23 protein-coding genes are annotated in these 19,172 nt (G+C 38.2%); 7 read left to right on the top strand and 16 right to left on the bottom strand.

What is annotated here, in order from left to right:
* Positions 1 to 54: 54 nt before the first annotated feature.
* The 7 genes from LEP1GSC203_RS19090 to LEP1GSC203_RS19060 all read right to left on the bottom strand — a co-directional run bounded on the left by LEP1GSC203_RS19090 (position 55) and on the right by LEP1GSC203_RS19060 (position 3,364).
* Positions 55 to 348: a hypothetical protein gene (locus tag LEP1GSC203_RS19090; protein ID WP_002975589.1), complete on the bottom strand. Its 294-nt coding sequence runs from the start codon at positions 346 to 348 to the stop codon at positions 55 to 57.
* A 147-nt stretch (positions 349 to 495) separates the two neighbouring features.
* The gene (locus LEP1GSC203_RS19085) at positions 496 to 759 is read right to left on the bottom strand and encodes a hypothetical protein (protein WP_002975636.1); all 264 of its coding nucleotides are present in this window, start codon (positions 757 to 759) and stop codon (positions 496 to 498) included.
* On the bottom strand, positions 740 to 1,264 hold the full coding sequence (locus LEP1GSC203_RS19080) for an RNA polymerase sigma factor (protein WP_002975712.1): 525 nt from the start codon (positions 1,262 to 1,264) through the stop codon (positions 740 to 742). The genes LEP1GSC203_RS19085 and LEP1GSC203_RS19080 overlap by 20 nt, the downstream gene beginning before the upstream one ends.
* Positions 1,265 to 1,267: 3 nt before the next feature.
* Complete coding sequence (locus LEP1GSC203_RS19075; protein WP_002975751.1) at positions 1,268 to 1,720, bottom strand: Spy/CpxP family protein refolding chaperone; 453 nt, start codon at positions 1,718 to 1,720, stop codon at positions 1,268 to 1,270.
* A gap of 96 nt (positions 1,721 to 1,816) precedes the next feature.
* Positions 1,817 to 2,197 carry a TIGR04452 family lipoprotein gene (locus LEP1GSC203_RS19070; RefSeq protein ID WP_039938527.1) on the bottom strand — a complete coding sequence of 127 codons (381 nt, stop codon included), beginning with the start codon at positions 2,195 to 2,197 and terminating at the stop codon, positions 1,817 to 1,819.
* A gap of 92 nt (positions 2,198 to 2,289) precedes the next feature.
* Positions 2,290 to 2,970 (bottom strand): SH3 domain-containing protein, encoded by a 681-nt coding sequence (locus LEP1GSC203_RS19065; protein ID WP_039938497.1) that lies wholly within the window; start codon positions 2,968 to 2,970, stop codon positions 2,290 to 2,292.
* 37 nt (positions 2,971 to 3,007) lie between these two features.
* Complete coding sequence (locus LEP1GSC203_RS19060) at positions 3,008 to 3,364, bottom strand: hypothetical protein (protein ID WP_002975632.1); 357 nt, start codon at positions 3,362 to 3,364, stop codon at positions 3,008 to 3,010.
* A gap of 65 nt (positions 3,365 to 3,429) precedes the next feature.
* On the opposite strand from LEP1GSC203_RS19060, the gene LEP1GSC203_RS19055 reads away from it, so the two are divergent.
* The 3 genes from LEP1GSC203_RS19055 to LEP1GSC203_RS19045 all read left to right on the top strand — a co-directional run bounded on the left by LEP1GSC203_RS19055 (position 3,430) and on the right by LEP1GSC203_RS19045 (position 5,969).
* A complete protein-coding gene (locus LEP1GSC203_RS19055; protein ID WP_002975804.1) occupies positions 3,430 to 4,833 on the top strand; it encodes an aspartate ammonia-lyase in 1,404 nt (467 codons plus the stop codon).
* A gap of 65 nt (positions 4,834 to 4,898) precedes the next feature.
* Positions 4,899 to 5,282, top strand: coding sequence for a response regulator (locus LEP1GSC203_RS19050; RefSeq protein WP_039938494.1), 384 nt, complete (start codon positions 4,899 to 4,901; stop codon positions 5,280 to 5,282).
* 51 nt (positions 5,283 to 5,333) lie between these two features.
* A complete protein-coding gene (locus LEP1GSC203_RS19045; RefSeq protein ID WP_039938492.1) occupies positions 5,334 to 5,969 on the top strand; it encodes a lytic transglycosylase domain-containing protein in 636 nt (211 codons plus the stop codon).
* A gap of 10 nt (positions 5,970 to 5,979) precedes the next feature.
* Here the strand turns inward: LEP1GSC203_RS19045 and LEP1GSC203_RS19040 are convergent, their stop codons facing one another.
* Positions 5,980 to 7,188, bottom strand: coding sequence for a hypothetical protein (locus tag LEP1GSC203_RS19040; protein WP_232225947.1), 1,209 nt, complete (start codon positions 7,186 to 7,188; stop codon positions 5,980 to 5,982).
* 224 nt (positions 7,189 to 7,412) lie between these two features.
* Here LEP1GSC203_RS19040 and LEP1GSC203_RS19035 point away from each other — a divergent pair, with 224 nt between their 5' ends.
* Together LEP1GSC203_RS19035 and LEP1GSC203_RS19030 are read left to right on the top strand one after the other, a co-directional pair.
* On the top strand, positions 7,413 to 9,431 hold the full coding sequence (locus LEP1GSC203_RS19035) for a protein meaA (protein WP_002975731.1): 2,019 nt from the start codon (positions 7,413 to 7,415) through the stop codon (positions 9,429 to 9,431).
* A 102-nt stretch (positions 9,432 to 9,533) separates the two neighbouring features.
* Complete coding sequence (locus LEP1GSC203_RS19030; RefSeq protein ID WP_002975729.1) at positions 9,534 to 10,523, top strand: P-loop NTPase family protein; 990 nt, start codon at positions 9,534 to 9,536, stop codon at positions 10,521 to 10,523.
* A gap of 3 nt (positions 10,524 to 10,526) precedes the next feature.
* Here LEP1GSC203_RS19030 and LEP1GSC203_RS19025 read toward each other — a convergent pair whose 3' ends face one another.
* From LEP1GSC203_RS19025 to LEP1GSC203_RS18995, 7 genes are all read right to left on the bottom strand, one after another.
* A complete protein-coding gene (locus LEP1GSC203_RS19025) occupies positions 10,527 to 10,958 on the bottom strand; it encodes an acyl-CoA thioesterase (RefSeq protein ID WP_002975619.1) in 432 nt (143 codons plus the stop codon).
* Complete coding sequence (locus tag LEP1GSC203_RS19020) at positions 10,958 to 12,598, bottom strand: glycerol-3-phosphate dehydrogenase/oxidase (RefSeq protein WP_002975750.1); 1,641 nt, start codon at positions 12,596 to 12,598, stop codon at positions 10,958 to 10,960. Before LEP1GSC203_RS19020 ends, LEP1GSC203_RS19025 begins: the two co-directional genes overlap by 1 nt.
* 4 nt (positions 12,599 to 12,602) lie before the next feature.
* Positions 12,603 to 13,529 carry a diacylglycerol/lipid kinase family protein gene (locus LEP1GSC203_RS19015; protein WP_002975727.1) on the bottom strand — a complete coding sequence of 309 codons (927 nt, stop codon included), beginning with the start codon at positions 13,527 to 13,529 and terminating at the stop codon, positions 12,603 to 12,605.
* Entirely contained in the window at positions 13,529 to 14,170 is a 642-nt protein-coding gene (locus LEP1GSC203_RS19010; RefSeq protein ID WP_002975694.1) for a TetR/AcrR family transcriptional regulator, read from the bottom strand. The genes LEP1GSC203_RS19015 and LEP1GSC203_RS19010 overlap by 1 nt, the downstream gene beginning before the upstream one ends.
* Positions 14,170 to 15,786 (bottom strand): FAD-binding oxidoreductase, encoded by a 1,617-nt coding sequence (locus LEP1GSC203_RS19005; protein ID WP_002975799.1) that lies wholly within the window; start codon positions 15,784 to 15,786, stop codon positions 14,170 to 14,172. Before LEP1GSC203_RS19005 ends, LEP1GSC203_RS19010 begins: the two co-directional genes overlap by 1 nt.
* A gap of 87 nt (positions 15,787 to 15,873) precedes the next feature.
* On the bottom strand, positions 15,874 to 16,326 hold the full coding sequence (locus LEP1GSC203_RS19000; protein WP_002975673.1) for a hypothetical protein: 453 nt from the start codon (positions 16,324 to 16,326) through the stop codon (positions 15,874 to 15,876).
* 41 nt (positions 16,327 to 16,367) lie between these two features.
* The gene (locus tag LEP1GSC203_RS18995) at positions 16,368 to 16,673 is read right to left on the bottom strand and encodes an HU family DNA-binding protein (RefSeq protein ID WP_002975595.1); all 306 of its coding nucleotides are present in this window, start codon (positions 16,671 to 16,673) and stop codon (positions 16,368 to 16,370) included.
* Positions 16,674 to 16,850: 177 nt separating this feature from the next.
* Here LEP1GSC203_RS18995 and LEP1GSC203_RS18990 point away from each other — a divergent pair, with 177 nt between their 5' ends.
* The gene (locus tag LEP1GSC203_RS18990) at positions 16,851 to 18,128 is read left to right on the top strand and encodes an STAS domain-containing protein (protein WP_002975746.1); all 1,278 of its coding nucleotides are present in this window, start codon (positions 16,851 to 16,853) and stop codon (positions 18,126 to 18,128) included.
* Positions 18,129 to 18,677 carry a hypothetical protein gene (locus tag LEP1GSC203_RS18985; protein WP_002975681.1) on the top strand — a complete coding sequence of 183 codons (549 nt, stop codon included), beginning with the start codon at positions 18,129 to 18,131 and terminating at the stop codon, positions 18,675 to 18,677.
* Here LEP1GSC203_RS18985 and LEP1GSC203_RS18980 read toward each other — a convergent pair.
* Positions 18,586 to 19,113, bottom strand: coding sequence for a hypothetical protein (locus LEP1GSC203_RS18980; protein ID WP_232225946.1), 528 nt, complete (start codon positions 19,111 to 19,113; stop codon positions 18,586 to 18,588). The two genes, LEP1GSC203_RS18985 and LEP1GSC203_RS18980, sit on opposite strands and share 92 nt — an antisense overlap.
* Positions 19,114 to 19,172 lie beyond the last annotated feature (59 nt).

The raw sequence follows: 19,172 nt of genomic DNA, 5'->3' as shown, positions 1-19,172 counted from the left end.
ATTTTCCTCTAGACAAACTACTGTTTGGTTATTAACTACAAATACTCACTTAGCCTAAAATGAAAATTCTCTTCCTCGAAAGTATTTTTCTTTGAAGTGACTTACTAAGTCTTGGTTGATATTGGTGTCATTGTTATTGCCTATCACAGCAATGAGTTTTTTTGCTAAGTTTCTATCATGATTTACGAGCCATCTTCTGTACTGAGCATTCAGTTCCGACTCTCCAACAAGAATCACCTCGCTTGGTGATTGTAAGGTTTTGGTGATGTCCTCAAAATCCCAAACATCCGATTCCATTGGTTTTTCCCAAGTTTTAGATCGCATTTGGTCTGATTCAAACTTGATCATCTCAATTCGCTTTTTGTTGAGGTATAGGATGCAGGCGTTCATATTTTTCACTTCCCTTCACTTAATTATGACGCAAAGGAAAACAAAATCACACTCTTTTTAAAAAAACCTCCTGTTCTCTTTCATGACTTTTATCATTGATAAATGTCAATCCATACTCAGACTCACAATCGATTCTGAACTTAGTTCGTCTACCAGATAATGGACATTAGTTGATAGTTCACTTGGTTCGATGATCCACTCATTGAAAAATAATAGGGAAAAGGCTAAACAAGAGGTAGCTAAAGCGACATAAATTTTTCGTTTTGTCTTCTCTGTTCTGATTCTAGCTTTGGTTTGTCTTACCAATCGTAATTCAAAATCAGAATCATTCAATAGTTGTTCCCATTTTTTAGGATTCTTGGAATTCATTTTTCCCTCCTGGTATGTGTTTGCGGATCCATTCTTTGGTACGAAACAAACGTGACTTCACTGTTCCCTGTTGGATCTCTAATTCCTTCGCAATTTCTTCCATCGTATTGCCAGACAAATAGAGACGTAAGGTTTGGCGATACACTTCAGGGATCCTGTCAAGCATGGATTCGATCCATTCTTCTTTTTCCCATCTAGCCTCTTCCCTTTGTCCCGAAAGTTGGACTTTGTTTTTTACTAAGTACCTTTTTGCTTTCTCTTCTTCTCGCAATCGTTTTTCATTCAAACGTAATGCTTCGTTACGAGCTATGGTGTAGATCCAAGTAGAAATTTTAGACCTTCCATCAAAACCACCTTTCTCCAAAGATTTAAAAGCACGAAAGTATACTTCCTGAACTACATCTTCTGTAGCATCATCAAAACGGTCGATGAGAGTGTCACCGACCGTTTTAAGTACCAAATATTTGGTTTCTTTGACTACTGTTTCGAAGTCAAACTCTGGCATTGTTTACTCTTCCGGTGGTTGGTGGCGACTTGCGAAACGTTCCACTAGATCTGCAAATTTTTCCCTTTGTTCTGGTTTTAAAACCGCATGGAATTCTACAAGTTTGGTTTGAAAAAACTTACGCATCTCTTGGTGGCGAGCTTCTCTTTCTATACTCATTTTATCCAATAACTTTGTGTCTATTTTTTCAGCCCGAATTTGGGTAGCCATTTCTTTCGCCCAAGATTCCTGTTTTGGTTTCATTTCCTTGTGTTTGGCAATGAGTTCCGCTTTGATGGTTTCCAGTTTAGCTTTTTGAGCATCATCCAAATCGAGTTTGGATGTAAGTTTTGAAGCTACCCATTCAATTCGTTTTTCGAAATCTTTATGCCCACGGCAATTTCCAAAAGCAAATGCCATAATCGATACAAGACCGACCGTTGTTGTAATTTTTAAAACTCGTTTGAGAGAGATCATAAAACCTTCCTTGTTTGTTTGGCGTATATGACCCGGAAGATCGAGGGAGAGTTCCCTACCTCTGAAAAAAAGAGGCAGGGAATAACAAAATTTAGATTAGAAAGTTGGGAATGGGTCTCCTGTGAGATAACCATCGGTTTTCAAATCTTGGCAAGAAATGATATTAGTGATTGTAGACCCGAGTAAAAAACCTTTGAACCCTTGAATCTCAGAAACACACTGATCCACATCTGCTTTTACATAGTACTTTGCAGAATCAATATTAGCAATATCTGCCGCAAGCAAACTGAGAATTGAAACACTAGCTCTTCCTGCCAAAACAGTAGAATTGATTAGATCCGTTTGGATCGCCGCATCTGTGATTCGGGAAGCCACAACAGAACCTTTTTCGCGATCGATCGTTGCACCTGCAGGATTTAAGATCAAGCAGTTAGTTAGCGAAAACGCTAAAGCAACAAAAAGTAATTTTTTTAACATAAATGTTTCCTTGGATAATGGTTTCACCAAATCTAAATCATCCATACTTGTGTTTCAAGAAAAAACTATAGGAAATCTTTAATTAACAGCGGTCAATCGCCTACAATAAAGATAGTGAGAACCCAATTGTTTTTCTTTTTTTCAAAGAATGCTCTGTAGTCCAGAGGACTACGTAAAAACCGATCACAAACATACCCAGGTTTCCCTTGTGGAGTACAAATCTTTTTCCAATTACAATTGCTTTCTTTTTCGAGTCGCCGGCCATCCAAATCATCTGCTTCTGCTCTCACAATTTGGTAACTAAGCTGTGCGATTGATTTTGATTCTTTGGTAGCATCTTCTCTAACATTCACATTCTTTCCAATGACCAAATAATGAGTGAAGGGGTCATAATCACCTGGAAAGGTTTCAAAGAAATAAGGGGCAACCATTTGCCCTTCTTTGTTCTGGCGAAAACCTAATTTGACAACTTCTTCCATTAGTTCCCAAAAGTTAGAGGAAGATGGTTTTTCTGTTAGTTGGAATGATTTTAAAAAATCCTTTTTCCCAGCTTCTCCACCAAAAGAAAAATGAATGTCCTTATCGATAACCTCTTCCAAAGCTTTTCGGTCTTTGGATTTCAGAATCTTCTGGAATTTGTTTTTAAACTCATTAAAACTTTTCTCTTTCGACGAATGGTCGATAGGTGTTAATGTTTTAGAAGGGAAAGGGTCACATGGGAGGAGAGCCATTGGGACAAGGAAGATAAAAAGAACTGTATAGTATTTTAGCATAAAACTTGCGAGAAGGATAAACCAAACTCCCAAAGAATCAATTCTTTTTCGATACGTTTACCGCAATGGCACATTGTTTTGCGATCCCAAGGTTTTCACGTATTTCTTCTAAGGAAAGTTTTTTCCGTTTGAGTTCGCATACTTTCAAAAAAAGTTCGGAATACTCTTTGTCCAATTTTTCGCCTTCCTCATCTTCTTCGGTAAGCACAAGTTTGGCAATATCGTGACAAGATTTTTCCGATTCAGGTAATAGTTGGAAAATGGTTTTCACGGTTTCTTCTTTTTGTTTGCAAGAAACTCCCGTTGGCTGTTTTTCCTTTGCTACCAGCGTAAAGAGGAAATTGAAAAAGATTAGAGGGAAGAGCAAAAATCTGATTTTAAACATCGGCAACATAAATCTTCTTCCCAATTGGATTTGGTCGAGTATCTTTCGTCCTATCCAAGAGAATTTAGGAAACTATGAACGAATCCACGCGTAGAGAACACGACCTTTTGGGGGAACGAGATCTCCCCGCTCTTGCCTATTGGGGCATCCATACCTTGCGAGCCTTAGAAAACTACCCCATTACCAGAAAAACGATCGGAACCTATCCTAACTTAGTGAGTGCCTTGGCCTATATTAAAAAGGCAGCAGCCAAAGCCAATTTGCAACTGGGCCAACTCTCAAAGGAAAAAACAAAAATGATTACCGATGCCTGCGATCGGATTCTTGCGGGAGAATTTCATTCCGAGTTTGTTGTGGATGTAATCCAAGGCGGTGCAGGTACTTCTACAAACATGAATGCCAATGAAGTAATCACAAATATTGCTCTGGAAATGAACGGATTTCGAAAAGGAGAATATGAACATTTACATCCTTTAAATGACGTCAACATGTCACAAAGTACAAATGATGTTTATCCCACTTCCATCAAGGTTGCAGCAGTGTTTGCTATCAAAGGATTACTTAAGGCTATGGAGGAACTCCAAACCTCTTTTCGCAAAAAATCAGAAGAGTTCAAAGATATCCTAAAAATTGGAAGAACCCAATTACAAGATGCGGTTCCAATGACTTTGGGACAAGAATTTTCCACCTACGAAGTAATGTTAGGTGAAGATATTAGTAGGTTAAAAGAAGCAACCTCTCTCATTGGGGAAATCAATTTAGGTGCCACTGCCATTGGAACGGGAATCAATACTGACTTTCGATATTCACAAATTGTCACTGATATTTTATCCAATGATACAGGCCTTAGTCTAATCGCAGCACCAAATTTAATCGAGGCCACACAAGACACCGGAGCCTTTGTCCAGTTATCAGGAGTACTCAAACGGATTGCGACTAAACTTTCGAAGGTATGTAATGACTTAAGACTTCTTTCTAGTGGGCCACAAGGTGGGTTTAACGAAATCAATCTTCCCGCAAAGGCGGCAGGTTCTTCCATTATGCCAGGCAAAGTAAATCCCATCATTCCAGAAGTAGTCAATCAAATTGCCTATGAAGTGATTGGTAACGATATCACTATCACCATGGCTGCAGAAGCTGGACAACTCCAATTGAATGCTTTCGAACCAATCATTGCTCATAGTCTATTCAAAAGCATTGAACACCTAACAGCCGGTTGCAAAACATTAGAGATTAATTGTATCAATGGAATCACGGCCAATCGGGAACTTTTAGAATCTCGAGTGAAAAATTCGGCAGGTCTTGCCACGGCCCTGAATCCGTACATTGGGTACGAAAATGCAACCCTTGTAGCAAAGAAAGCCCTTCTAGAGAACCGATCGGTGGAATCTATTGTTCTTGAACTTGGTCTCTTAGAAGAAAAAAAATTAAAAGAAATCCTTAGGCCTGAAATTTTAACTTCACCCCATACTCTTTAAAGATGGTTTATTTCTTGCTTTCTTTTTCTTTTTCCAGAAAATACGCTCGGCTCTATTCGTAATTTATGAAACAATTAAGTATGATTTATCTAGTTGAAGATGATGTGATTACAACATTTCTCATCAAAACTTTGATGGAGAAATTTTCTTTTGCGGACGAAATTCATGGATTCCAAAATGGAGAGGAAGCTCTCCATGCGCTCCTAGACGGAAGTGTGGACCCCGATATGTTATTTTTAGATTTGAATATGCCCGTCATGGATGGCTGGGAATTTTTAAATGCCATAAGCAAACACCCCAAATATGCCAAACTTCCCATCTATATCCTTACCTCTTCCATTGACCCCACTGACAAGGCCCGTTCTGCAGAATTCAAAAATGTAAAAGGTTACCTTGTAAAACCCCTCTCCCTCAGAGATCTACAATCCATCAACCCTTCAGTGGGCTAATGAGACATATTTTTTTCTTTAGTTTTCCCCATCTTTGTCGATCTTTAAGTTGTGAGATTGACTGATATTCCTTCTGTATCTTCTGTGTTGAATCGGATGGAGTCCCTATCCAAACTTTCGGAAAATCCCAAGTCTCTCGTTTCCTTTCCCGATGTTTTGGAAAGAGAATGGAACCAGACAAAACAATCCGGAAATCCAACCTCTTCCTCGAATCCAAACCCAGTAGATTCCATCACACTCCCTTTCCCGGAAGAATCTAAATCGCAATTCCCTACTTCCTCACAGGCAGGTAGAAACACTAAACCAAATGATATCTTAGGAACCATTGAATCCATTGCCAAATCCCAAGGGATGGATCCCAATTTGGTTAAAGCCATGGTCAAAGCAGAATCGGATTTTAAACCCAAAGCCGTATCACCGAAAGGGGCTATGGGACTTATGCAACTGATGCCAGAAACTGCGGAATCTTTAGGAGTGACTGATCCCTTTGATCCTGAAGATAATATCGGTGGTGGAGTGAAGTTTTTAAAAGGGCTTATGAAAGAGTTCAAAGATCCTGAAAAAGCGATCGCAGCTTACAATGCCGGACCTGGGGCAGTCAAACGGTATAAAGGCATTCCTCCTTACGAAGAAACACAAAAATACGTAAACAAAGTCAAACGTTATTATAAAGATTTTAGTTCTTAAAACTTTTGATTTAATAAAAAGTTAAATATCCAAATTTTTTCTGTAATCCGGCTGTATAAACATCAAATGGATGTTTTGTGGCAGTTCCAAGCCATGCATCTTCCACTTTTTTAGCGATAAACTGCAAACTCTTCTCATTTTTAATTTTTTCAGCCGTTGCTCTTTGGATGAGAACATCATCTTCACTAATAGGTACGATAGCAAAAGATCTAGAGTTACGTCGGAAGAGTCCTGACTTCTGTATCAATTGGATGTCTTGGTTCCAAATTCCATCCACATACAAAAACGATTTATCGGTAACTTTGTCTTCCCGTATGTATTTGGTTTTAGTACCTGTTTGAAAATAAAAAGCAAAGGAAAATTCCTTCGGTAAATAAATAGGATCTGATTTTAAAATGAGAGCTTGTCCAAATGCTTTGGTAAGATTTTTGGATTGTAGATCCCATGGTTCTTTATCCGCTGATTTTAAGTTTTTGAAAACAAAATAAATAGAACCTGCAATACAAAGTACAAGTATAATGGAAGCAGTGATGGTATTTAATTCTTTTTCTGTTTTTAATAAGACATGCCCAATTCCAAGAACGACAAGAGGGAATAGAATGAGAAGTGCTGAAGAATACCAAGTTTTGAATAAAAATCCAACGGAGTTTCGTCCAAAAAAATCTGTATAAGAGAAGTAAATGAGAGAGAGGATAAAAAATCCTAGGTATCCAAGTAAAAATAGAAAAGGTACATTTTTCTTTTTATAGAATACTGATGTTTTTTGGGCTGCTTTGCGAGATCCACGAATTCCCGTAAAGATGACAAAGAAGGTAAACCCAAGATAGAACATGATAAAACTAGAAAAGAAGGCAAGAGCGGTAAAAGTAGGAAAAACCAAAAGGTCTGTCATCTTTTCCAATCGAAACGTGAGAAAAACTAAAAGTAAAAATACAAGGCAAAGTGTTTCTGTAAAATAGGAAGTGGGGAAACCGTACGAAAAAGGCAAAAAGGCTGCCAAGTAGACCAAAAGGTAATGGTTTCGTTTCCACTCTTCTTGCTTTAGCAACAACATAAAAAGATGTAAGAAAAGACTGTAAAAAATTCCAGCTAACACAAGAAAGGAAGGGATATAATTCATCCCAAAAAGTTTCTTCCATGCGACAACAAACCAGATCGCGAGAGGTTCTCTGGCGGAAACGAGTCCCCCTTCTTCGGTAGCAGCCTTGATATTAGCCAAAAACTCCCATTCTGTTTCCGTTGTAGGAAAAGGTCTAAAATAAGAGAACAGTGCAAAGCCCAAACTTAAGAGTAAGATGCTAAAAAGGAAAGGAAGTGGTGAAAAAGGTTTTGGGTCGCGCATCTTGGAAAAGGCTCAAATTGCCTAGTCCTGTATAAATTTTTAGGTGAAAATATTCCAGAAGATTTTCAATTATACATAGAATTTATAAAACGAGGCAAAGAATGTCCGCCGAAAAAAAAGATTACCTTCTCGTGGACGAGAATGGACAGGGAAAACCTGACAAACCATGGATTTTTAGGACTTATGCAGGGCATACCAATGCAAAAGCCTCCAATGAGTTGTACAGAAAGAACCTTTCTAAAGGCCAAACAGGGCTTTCCATTGCATTTGATCTCCCAACACAGTGTGGTTATAGTTCCGACCACGAGGTATCACGCCCAGAAATCGGAAAGGTGGGAGTTCCTATCAACTCTCTCGAAGACTTTCGTATTTTATTCGACCAGATCCCGATTGAAGAGATGAACACCTCCATGACCATCAATGGAACTTCCATGTGGTTACTTTCCCTATATGTGGCGCTGGCAGAAGAAAGAGGTGTGCCTTTAGAGAAACTCAATGGAACCACTCAAAATGATTTAATCAAAGAATATCTAGCACGCGGAACCTACATTTACCCTCCAAAGGAATCCATGAAAATCATCGTGGATATGTATGAGTATAGTTTGCACAAGATTCCAAAATGGAATCCATCTAACATTTGTTCTTACCACTTACAAGAAGCAGGTGCCACTCCCGTACAAGAACTTTCCTTTGCTTTAGCAACAGCCATTGCCGTGTTAGATGCCATCAAAGAAAGAAATTGTTTTACAGCGGATGAATTTGAACAGTGTGTCGGCAGGATTTCCTTCTTTGTCAACGCAGGGATTCGTTTTGTAGAAGAAATGTGCAAAATGCGCGCATTCACTGAAATGTGGGAAGAAATTACCAAAGAACGTTACGGAGTCAAAACGGCAAAGTACAGAGTGTTCCGTTATGGAGTGCAAGTAAACTCCCTTGGCCTTACAGAAGAACAACCGGAAAACAACGCATGGAGAATTCTAATCGAATCACTTGGTGTGACACTTTCCAGAAATGCAAGATGCCGTGCATTACAACTTCCTGCTTGGAACGAAGCACTATCTCTTCCAAGACCTTGGGACCAACAATGGTCACTACGATTACAACAAGTCCTTGCCTACGAAACAGACCTACTCGAATACCCAGACATCTTCGAAGGTTCTAAAGTCATTGAATCAAAAGTAAAAGCTTTGAAAGAAGAAGCCAAACTTGAAATTCAAAAAATCGTCGATATGGGCGGAGCCCTTGTTGCGATTGAGAATGGATACATGAAATCTCAACTTGTGAAATCACAAACTGAGAGACTTTCAAAAATCAATTCCAATGAACTTGTGATTGTTGGTAAAAACAAATGGACCGACGGAATTAAATCCCCTCTGATGACAGACTCCGATGGCGGAATTTTTAAAGTAGATCCAAAATCCGCAGAACAAACATTAAACGTATTGGCAGAAGCAAAAACACGTCGTAACGCAGAGGCTGCAAAAAAATCATTAGCTGATTTAAAACAAGCAGCAAAAGACGGGAAAAACCTTATGCCTTTCTCGATTGCTTGTGCAAAAGCTCTTGTAACCACAGGAGAATGGGCCGATGCTCTTCGTGAAGTATATGGAGAATACAACCCACCTACTGGAGTAGATGGTCAAAAACTCTTTTTGTCAGATGATAAAGTATCTACTGTTCGCGGAAAAGTGGAAGCCTTTACAAAAGCCAATGGACATAGACCAAAAATTGTAGTAGGAAAACCAGGTCTCGATGGCCATTCGAATGGAGCAGAGATGATTGCAGTTTCTGCAAAACATAGTGGTTTTGATGTGATTTATTCAGGAATTCGCCTTTCTCCGGAAGAGATAGTACAGTCCGCCGTGGAAGAAAATGCCAATGTCATTGGACTCTCTATTCTTTCTGGTTCTCACAAAGAAATCGTGAAACAATTGTTTGATGAACTCACTCATTACAAGGCAAAAATCCCTGTTGTGATTGGAGGAATCATTCCTGAATCCGATTTTGAGGAACTAAGAGCTATGGGTATTCGTGAAATCTTTACACCAAAAGATTATGATCTAATGTCGATTATGGAGAAAATCATCGACATCATTACCGTAGAACCAGTTCTCGTTTAATCACGAAGACCCGTTTTTTTAACTTCCATTGCAATTCAAATTCCAAATTTGCAATGGAAGTTTACACTACTCTATTTTATATCTAAATAATGGCAACATCCCTTGATTGATACTAAAGAATCATTATCCCAATTGGTTTCTGATGCACTGGTAGGTGAAAAATATCCGATTGCCAAAATCATTTCTAAAATTGAAACCGAAAAGAATTTAGAATTCAGAGAGTCTTTATTTCAGGAACTATCACACCAAAAACCAAATTTTAAAGAAGGAATTACCATTGGCATTACTGGAACTCCTGGTGCCGGCAAATCTTCGTTACTTGGTGAATTATGCCGACTTTTTTTAGAATTTGCTCCAGATAAAAAAATGGCAATCGTAGCCATTGATCCTTCTTCTAATGTAAGTGGAGGTTCCATCTTAGGAGATAGAACTCGCGTTACACTTCCAAGGCGAGACAATAGACTGTATTTTCGATCCCAACCATCCCAATTAGAACTGGGAGGACTGAATCCCTATACTTACCATGTGATTCGATTTTTAAGACGGATCTTTGATTATGTATTTGTGGAAACAGTAGGAATTGGCCAAAACGAAATTTCTGTTTCACTAATCTCCGACTTGTCTTTTCTTGTAATGCAACCTCTGGGTGGTGACCAAGTTCAATTTATGAAGTCTGGAATTATGGAAGTACCAGAAGCATTCATCATCAACAAATGTGATGAAGAATCGTTGGCAAATTCTAGTTACTATATGTTACAATCTACTTTGGAATTCATCAAAGATATCCTTCCCAACCAGTCGCTTCCGCCCATTTTCAAAACTTCAGTTACAAAACGAAAAGGAATCGAAGAACTATTACAATACATCCTGCATTATGAAAAGAGAAAGGACAAAAATGCGGAAACACTTATCCAACTCACACAGTGGATCCGGAATGAGTATGGTAGGTGGGGGATTTCGATTTGGGAAGAATTAGAATCGTCACAATGGAACAGAGCTGTCAAACGAAACCCAATCGGCGGAATTCATAAATTAAAGTATGAAGAAGAGGAACGTAAAATTGTTTCCTCTATCCAAAAAAAAATCAAATAAAAGTCATCCCACTGGTCCTAGAACTTTTAAAAAAACTTCAGGAATAGGACAAGGTTTTCTTTCCGCATAATCAAAGAATACGATGGCAGTTTTGGCTCTCGCAATTTCTTTTCCTCCATTTTTATGTGTAATCACATAAACCATCTCTAAAGATTTTTTGGACACATTGTCCACATAGAGCTGCATCTCTAAATCATCAGGGAAAAAAGCTTCAGATTTATACACTATGGCCACATCAGAAACTACAATCCCCTTCCCTTCTACATTGATTTCAGTCCAACCATGGAAGTGAAAAAAACGGGCCCGGCATTCATGAGTTAAAGTTAAAATCGCATCATGAGCCAAATGCCCAGCGAAGTTAATATCCGAGATCCTTACACTTAGATCTGTAGAATAAATTTGTTTTTCAGGAATATCAATGGTGATTCTTGCCATCAGTCAACAAACCACTTGTATCTTTGATCCACAGCCTTAATTTCTTCTTTGAGTCGGTCCGCATTCCAACCGAGTACTTTTGCAATTTTTTTGTCTAACCGAGTTCTTTCTTGAGGATCAAGGTTTCCCACAGTACCTACCCCAGACCTTCTAAAGTAAAAATCCGTTAGATGAAGGATATCTTCATGAGTTACCAAATATTCGACTTCTTCTTCATAGTAAATCTCTCCATTCGGAATGCGGTACGTATCACTTCCTTCTAAAGACAGAATTTTCCATGTCACACTTCCATACCGTTTCGATAAAGTATCAATTTTTGATCCAGGTGTTTTTGGAAATTTGAACTCTAATTCTGTCGTAAGTTCTTTTAGATTTTGGTATCTTCCGCCAAGAAGTGGAGTAAATTTTGTGACACAACTTGACTCAGACCCCTTAGAAAATAAATCAATTGCATTGACTAAAGATTCTGCAACGGCACGGCTTGTAGTATACTTTCCACCTAACGCAGAAAAGAAACCAGGGAAACCTTCTTTTTCATAATGAAAGATTTCTGATTTTCGGGAAGCAGAATAGGTACCTTCCGTACTTCCCGGATCTTCCACTAACGGACGAAGGCCACCATAGTAATAATCCACATCTTTTAGAGTCAATTTTGCGAATCCAAAACTATGATTCACTTCATCTAATAAATCTACAATTTCGGATTGTTTGACTTTAAACAGATCGGGGGCATCTTCATAGGCTGTATCTGTAGTCCCTACAATGGTTTTCCCTCTCCAGGGAATCACAAAAAGATGAGATCCATCTCTTTTCGATAATACAACACATTCATTTCCACAAATATTGCGTACTACCGCATGAATCCCTTTAGAACGTACTAATTTTTTCTCTGCAGTGACACCAGTCATAGTCTCAATCACGTCGGCCCAGGGACCTGCGGAATTCACAACAACTTTAGTGGAAACTAATACTTTTTTTCCAGAAATGGAGTCAGTAAGACCAACCGTATAACCACCGCTATTTTGTTTTTTTAATGTAGTCACGGAAAGATAATTAAAAGCATGGGCACCCTTTTCTTTCGCAGACAAAATAAATTCAGTTGTATGTTTTTCCGGATTGGGATTGGCATAGTCGTAGTATTGAAAACTACCTATTAAAAATTTTCTGCCAAGGCCAATTACTTTATAAATCGTTTCAGCAAGGGAATTCCATCGGTATCTAGGAAGTTGTACATCAGGATCAATTTCCTTGTTTCGATCGAAGGATAGGGCATTGTACAATTCCATTCCTAAAAATAACTGAATCCTTTGAAACCATGATCGGATCGGAATGATAAAACCCATGGGACGTACCGCATGAGGAGAAATTTTTGCTAAGTATCTTCTTTCCGATAAAGATTCACGGACCAGTGCAAATTCAAAATTCTTAAGATATCTGAGTCCCCCATGAATTAATTTTGAAGTGGCTTGGCTTGTACCGGAAGCATAATCGTTTTTTTCCACAAGCAGGCAATTATAACCGCGAAGGGTTGCATCCCAAAGTACATTGGCACCGGTAATTCCGCCACCAATGATGACGATGTCGTATTCGTTTTTGAGATGCTTTAATCTAGAACTTTCTAATTTTGTTATTTGTTTCATTCTATTAACATTTGATAGGTAAGACTTTCGGTAGTACTTTAAAATGGGCAGGAAGTTGGCCCATATTTTCGCCGTCCACATCGATAAAAACATCTTCTTCTGAATCTGCAGTTAATTCAGTTATTTGTTTGGAAATCACTTTAGAATCATCTGATAACTTTCCTTGATACAATTTACCAAATTTTCGAAGGGTTTCCAAAACAGTGACATTCTGAATTGCAAGAAAATCCATTTTACCATCATCGAGTTTTGCTTTGGGTGCAAACCACATGCCACCACCCGCATATTCGCCGTTAGCGCAGACTACTAACCGACACTGATTTGTAATTTTTTCAAACTTTGAGAGAGTCAGAGTAATCTTTTTATTGGTATAAGTAAATAAACCAAGAAAGGAATATAAAAGAAATACTCCTTTCCCTCCTAAAATTGTTGCAAGTTTGGAACGATTGACTTTATACACTACTTCTCCACCCATTCCAAAGTCAGCTAAGTTCAAACAGAGATAATTTCCTTTTGTTTTGTCTGCTTTTGTGTAAGTAACTGCAATTAAATCAATTATCCTTTCTTGTCCGTTCAAAATCTGTTCTAATGCCTTGATAGGATTTTTGGGAACTTTCACGGTTTTAATAAAGTCATTTCCACGACCCGCAGGAATGGGACTAAAAATAACATTTTTATTGATTAGTTTTCCATTTTCGAAAAGGCCATTGATAACATTTGAAAAGGTACCATCACCACCGATTCCAATGATCCAATGGAACCCTTGTTTGACGGCGTCTTTTGCGATATCTCTCGCTGCTCTATCCTTAGTGGTAGCTTCAAATTCATAAGGAATTCCTCTTTTTTGTAGCTCGGGTTCTACTTTTTTCCAAACTTTTGCAGAAAGACCTCCGCCTGATACAGGATTTAGAATAACTTTAATCTTTCTCATCAAGTCTCTCCTTTGTTACCACCAGAAAATAATCCATAGAATAATACATGTTCAATCGTGTCTAGATAGGCTTTTTCACTTTTGATTTCATTTTGAAAGTGCCCATCCAAAATGACTTCCACTGCACCGCGAATCATTCCCCAAGCAACTGCAACGTTTGGATAAGTCCCTCTGGAATTGATTAGATTTTCTAGTTTTGCTTGTTTATAGATCTTTTCTAAAAGTGTTAGCCGGTTTGTTCTTTCCTCTGTTAAAAGTCTGCGCATATCATCAGAGACATTATCAATGTTTAAATTGACACCGCATTGTTTAGCAACAATGTACATATGACGATCTCCTAAACAATGATCAATGTAGGCACGTATTGCCTTTCTTGACATTTCTATAGCAGTTTGTTCATCAAAGGCCTTTTCCAAACGAGCTCTAAGTCTTACATAATCCTCATATTGAATGCGTGCCATCAAATCGTCTTTACTTTTGAAATGGAGATAAATCGTCCCCCGACCTATTTCTAATTGTTTTGCAATATCATCCATCTTTACTAGAGATGGATGTTTGGTTCTAAAGAGTTCAATGGCACAATGAAGAATATCCGTTTCTCTTTGTGCAAATTCTCGTTTTTTCCTTTCAGAAACGCCCATTATTTAAGTCCTAACAATCCGCCCGGATTCATGATTCCTTTAGGATCAAATGTTTTCTTAAGAGATGATAAAATCCGAAGCCCTTCTTTCCCTACTTCTCCTTCCATCCAAGGAGATAACATCCTTCCAACTCCATGGTGGTGAGAAAGGGAACCTCCATGTTTATGGATGCTATCAATGATTCCCTTGTGAAATTTCACAAAATTAGCCTCTTCATTCTTTTGGTTCATAGGACTTAAGAAAATAAAATACAAATTGGCACCATTTTCATAAGCATGAGAGATATGCACCATACATGATGTGTTTTCATGACTTTTGATATAAGCACGAGTTTTTTCCCATAGTTCATGAAGGTTAGACCAACTAACAGCCGTCTCTAAAGTATCAATTCTGATCCCTTCGTCCATTAGATAATCACGGAGGTATGCACTGGAGTACCTTTGGTGTAACCACTTATTTACTGGAGATTCTCCTGTCGAAAATCCACCATTCCGTTTGGCAATTTTTTTAATCTTTTTTAATACTTCTTTAGAATAGGACGGATCTCCATCTACAATGATATGCATGAGGGACCTTTCCATTGGTTTGTATCCAATGAATCGTAAAAACAAATCTTCTTTTCCACCATGAAGGCCACTCATATGGAACGAAATGTCCGTTTCTTCCGGATCTTGGATACGAAAGAAATGTGGTTTGCCAAATCCAGCTTGCATGACATCTCGCATGGTTTCCACAGCCTTCTCAAAGTTCTTAAATATAAAAGAACCTTTTGCTGAATTTTCTGGATGATACTTCCTAATTTTTAATGTGGCTTTGGTTATGACTCCAAAACTTCCTTCGGTTCCAAGAAACAAACGGAATAAATCGGGTCCAATGGAAGCAGCCGGATAAGCTTTTGATTCAAATTTCCCTGAGGGAGTAATGGCTGTTAGACTAAGGAGTATATCCTCTATCTTTCCATAACCTGTGGAGGCTTGTCCGGCGCCTTTTGCAGCTATCCAACCACCAACAGTAGAAAATTCGAATGATTGGGGGAAGTGGCCGCAAGTGTATCCACGTTCATTCAAATGTTTTTCCAAAACAGGACCGTAAACACCTGCCTCTACTGTCACAGTAGAATCTATAGCATTGAATTCAATGATACGACTCAGGCGAGATAAATCTAAGGAGATCCCACCTTTTGGAGCTTGCAAAGCTTTGGTCACTGTGGAACCTGCTCCATAAGGAATCACAGGGATTTTTCCAGCATTCGCTAATGAAATAATTTCTATGACTTCCTGTTCATTTTTCGGCGATACAACTACATCAACTACGTCAGTCACTTCACCAAATCTTGCTTTATAAATTTCTGTATAAAACTTTCCAATGGAATGCCTAGCCCGCGTTGCATCGTCTAACGAAACATAATCTTTACCAACAATTTGTTTGAGTTTTGTAATAGTAGTTTGTGTGATCTTTGATTTTTTTAAGGAATTGAGTGGAATTTCTCCTTTAGGAAGGGATGCTTTAAACTCTTTATCTACAGGGAACTGCTGTTCCAAAAATTTCAATGTATGTTCCGGTAGTTTTTCTTCTACATCGGGAGATCCCCATTTATAAATTGTACGAGTTTGCATATTGGTAACCAAAGTCCTTATTTGTTCCAAAATTTGAACCAAGTTCAATATTTGACAATCAAAATAACCTTGGGAATTGAAAATTCTTCAACCACGAAATTCTTTGATGTATTCTGCTCTTACATGATCAATGAATTCATTCGTTAAGGATGTATCGAATAATGCAGATAAGGTTTCTACAAGAACATCGTCCAAATCAAACCCTGTTAAAATCCATTCGATGAGTTCTAATGTTATGTCAAGTGCTGGAATAGGATATGACTCTGATTTACCTTTCGCAATCTGTAACAACAAATTGGTGATATTCGATAGTTCTCCCTTATCAATGAAAGAACGAATTTCGGTTGGATAGGAAACCATTAACTTTTGTTTAATGGCATTAGGAGTAAATACGATCTGGTCTTCAGTGATCTCTAATGCTTTTAAAAGATGATCTTTGAGATTTTTCACTGAGTGATGGCTTTGCTGCCAAACGAGAAGAATTTTCTCTCCTACGAGAGAATCTTCAAAAGGTAAAAACGGATAAGGTTTTTTATCCATAAAATGCCCAGGGGGACATCCTCCTGGGTTCACAAACTAAATTATTTTTTAGGAGGCACAACTGCATCTTTGCAAGTTTTAGAAAGTGTGAATTTAACAACAGTTTTAGCAGGAATTACAATCGCTTCACCGGTTGCTGGGTTTCTTCCTTTACGTTTTGGACGATTGCGTTTAACAAGTTTTCCTAAACCTGGAATGATGAAAGCACCGTTTTTCTTGGTTTCTTTATAAGCGAGATCAACAAAGGAGTCTAAGAACGCTGCTACGTTCTTTTTGGTCATACCAGTTATTTCAGCGAGTTCGCTGAGCATTTCGGACTTCTTCATTGGGGTAGGAGTTGTTGCCATACTTTGATTTTCCTCTAAACCATTTAACGGTTACACATTATTTATAAAACTACATGATTTGGTACAAGATTAAATTGATTTTGGATACAATTTTTCTGCAAATTTCCTAAGAAAAACGAAGTTTTTGTAAAAAAACCTTTATTTCCCTAAGGAAAATAGGAATTTCTTCCAAAACTCATGGCTTCAACCAAGTATAAACAGGTCGTAGTGGTCTTCAAACGTACCAAATACGAATTAGATTTGGAAACTTACGGTTCCATTCAAGCCTATAAGGAAGTCGCACGTCACAATCCTGAAGTCTTTGAAAGGACATTGGAATCGCATGAAAGACAATTACAGTCCCGTGAGTTTCTAAAATCACAAGTATTTCCAAATGCCGACTTTGTTTTTCGGGAAAATTTTGATCCGGAAGGTGGAACCAGGTATGACTTAATTGTGGCTCATGGTGGAGATAATCATTTTACTTATGTAGCCCATTTGGCAGGAAATACTCACTTAATTGGATGTAATTCCGATCCAAACTCCTCAGTGGGCGCTCTCCTTGGGTTTACTGCGGAAGAATTAAAAAAAGCAGTTAAAAATAACTTCTCTCAAACAAAACTAGAGTCATGGTCCCTACTCGATACGGAAATTCATTATCCAAATGGGACAAAACTAAGAACTGTCCCTGCTATTTGCGAACTTTCGATTCGAAACAACAGCCCTGATCTCACTTCAAGGTTTTGGATTTCCTACCAAGGCAACAAAGAAGAACAAAAATGTTCGGGACTACTTGTCTATACCGGTGCAGGATCAACTGGATGGATCAGTTCCTGTTTTCCAAAGAAATTCCAGCCATTTTCAAAACATGAGCCTTTTTTCCATGTTTATTCTCGAGAAATACGAGTGAAGTCTCGAGAAACAGAGTTTTCCTTGGCAGATTTTAGGGCTTTAGATCAAGTGGAAGTTATTTCCGAAATGAATGGTGGACTAGCGGTTGACTCTCTTACAGAGAGACACTATCCCTTTCCACCTTACGCAAAGGCGACGATTCGGTTATCGCCTGAGAAATTATTTGTAATTGTTCCGCTAAAGAGAGGGGAATCCATGCAAGACTTACCATACGAAATAGAGCAAAAACGCATCAATGGAACCGTCATCGTCCAAATCAAAGGTCGTATGGAATCCGGGCCACTCGATCGTATCACTCAAACGATCTTAGATGAAATGGTCGGAGCCGATAGAAAACATCTCATTTTGGATTTTTCAGAACTTCGATACATCTCAAGTCTTGGCATTCGAATGATTTTGGATGTTAAAATGAACTTACAAAAAAGAAATAAAGAAATGGCTCTCGTGGGAGTGACTAGTTCCATCTTACAGGTCTTTCATTTGCTTGGTCTTTCGAATGCTTTTCAATTCTATAGTGATCGCGAAGAAGCTTTAAAGTCTTTTGAGGAGCCATCTAAGTCCTAGATGTCTCCCCGAATTCCCGTTTGGATCGCCAATTCGGTTTTCGTATCCTTTCTTGTCATATCCCTATTCTATTCTCTTGTTCATTTCGAAAATAACTACCTCAAGTCAGAAACAGCTACCTTAAACGAGGAAAAAAACCGAAGTTTTGCCATTGTACAGGAACTTTCCCGTGTCAAAAATCAATTTCCCATTGCTTACCAATGCCACTATAGTTTTGGGCTCAGCAATGGATCTCTCTATGAAATTACAGAAAGGATTCCCTATTCCATTTACAAAAGACTGCGGTTAGGTGATACCATTGAGGTGTATAAGAGGGAAATTGGAATTTTTGGGAAACAAACAGCTATTTCGCGAATCAAGGGGAATGAAGAACCACTCCCCCTTTTGGAAAACTTAGAAAAATACTTTCAATATGGCTTTATCTATTTACTTGTATTAGTTGGTCTTACAATAATCTTTAGGGTTTGGGGATTATTATCTCGAACTTATCCTTCGCAGCAAAAACTAAATGAGACTGACGAGATTGTTGTAAATAAGTCTCAGGATTAACATCAAAACTAACAAAACACATATATTTATCATGTTTTACTATGTACATGAATTCTGAATAATTTAAATGAGTGTTTTGTGTCATAAAACCACGAAGCCATTTACTCTCTCGATATACTCTTTCAAATTGAATGTTGGTTGCGTCTATTTTTTTGATCGCTTCTGCAGACTCTTTTGAATAGTCGCGACTCATTATTTCTTTTTTGAGCGTCTTAATCAAGTTATACTCTAATTTAGCTTTATTAGGTGGTAAATTTTCTGGGCGAGTTTTATAATAGTATTCGAATAACTCTTTATCTTGTCCCTCTTTCGAATCGTGATTCTCTTGGCTCACATCAGCGGGGGTAACTTGCGGTTTAGTATCTTGGGCAGAAATAGACGCAACTGCTACAAATAATACAAGGGTAATCAAAAGGGATTTTTTCGAGAGTTCCATAGTCTTCATTATCGGAATCCTGACTCAAATTTCAAAATAAAATTTTCTGTTTTCAAAAA

Origin of the sequence: Leptospira terpstrae serovar Hualin str. LT 11-33 = ATCC 700639 (genome assembly GCF_000332495.1) — a bacterium.
GTDB classification, from domain to species: domain Bacteria; phylum Spirochaetota; class Leptospiria; order Leptospirales; family Leptospiraceae; genus Leptospira_A; species Leptospira_A terpstrae.
This window is presented reverse-complemented; position numbering and strand designations above follow the sequence as displayed.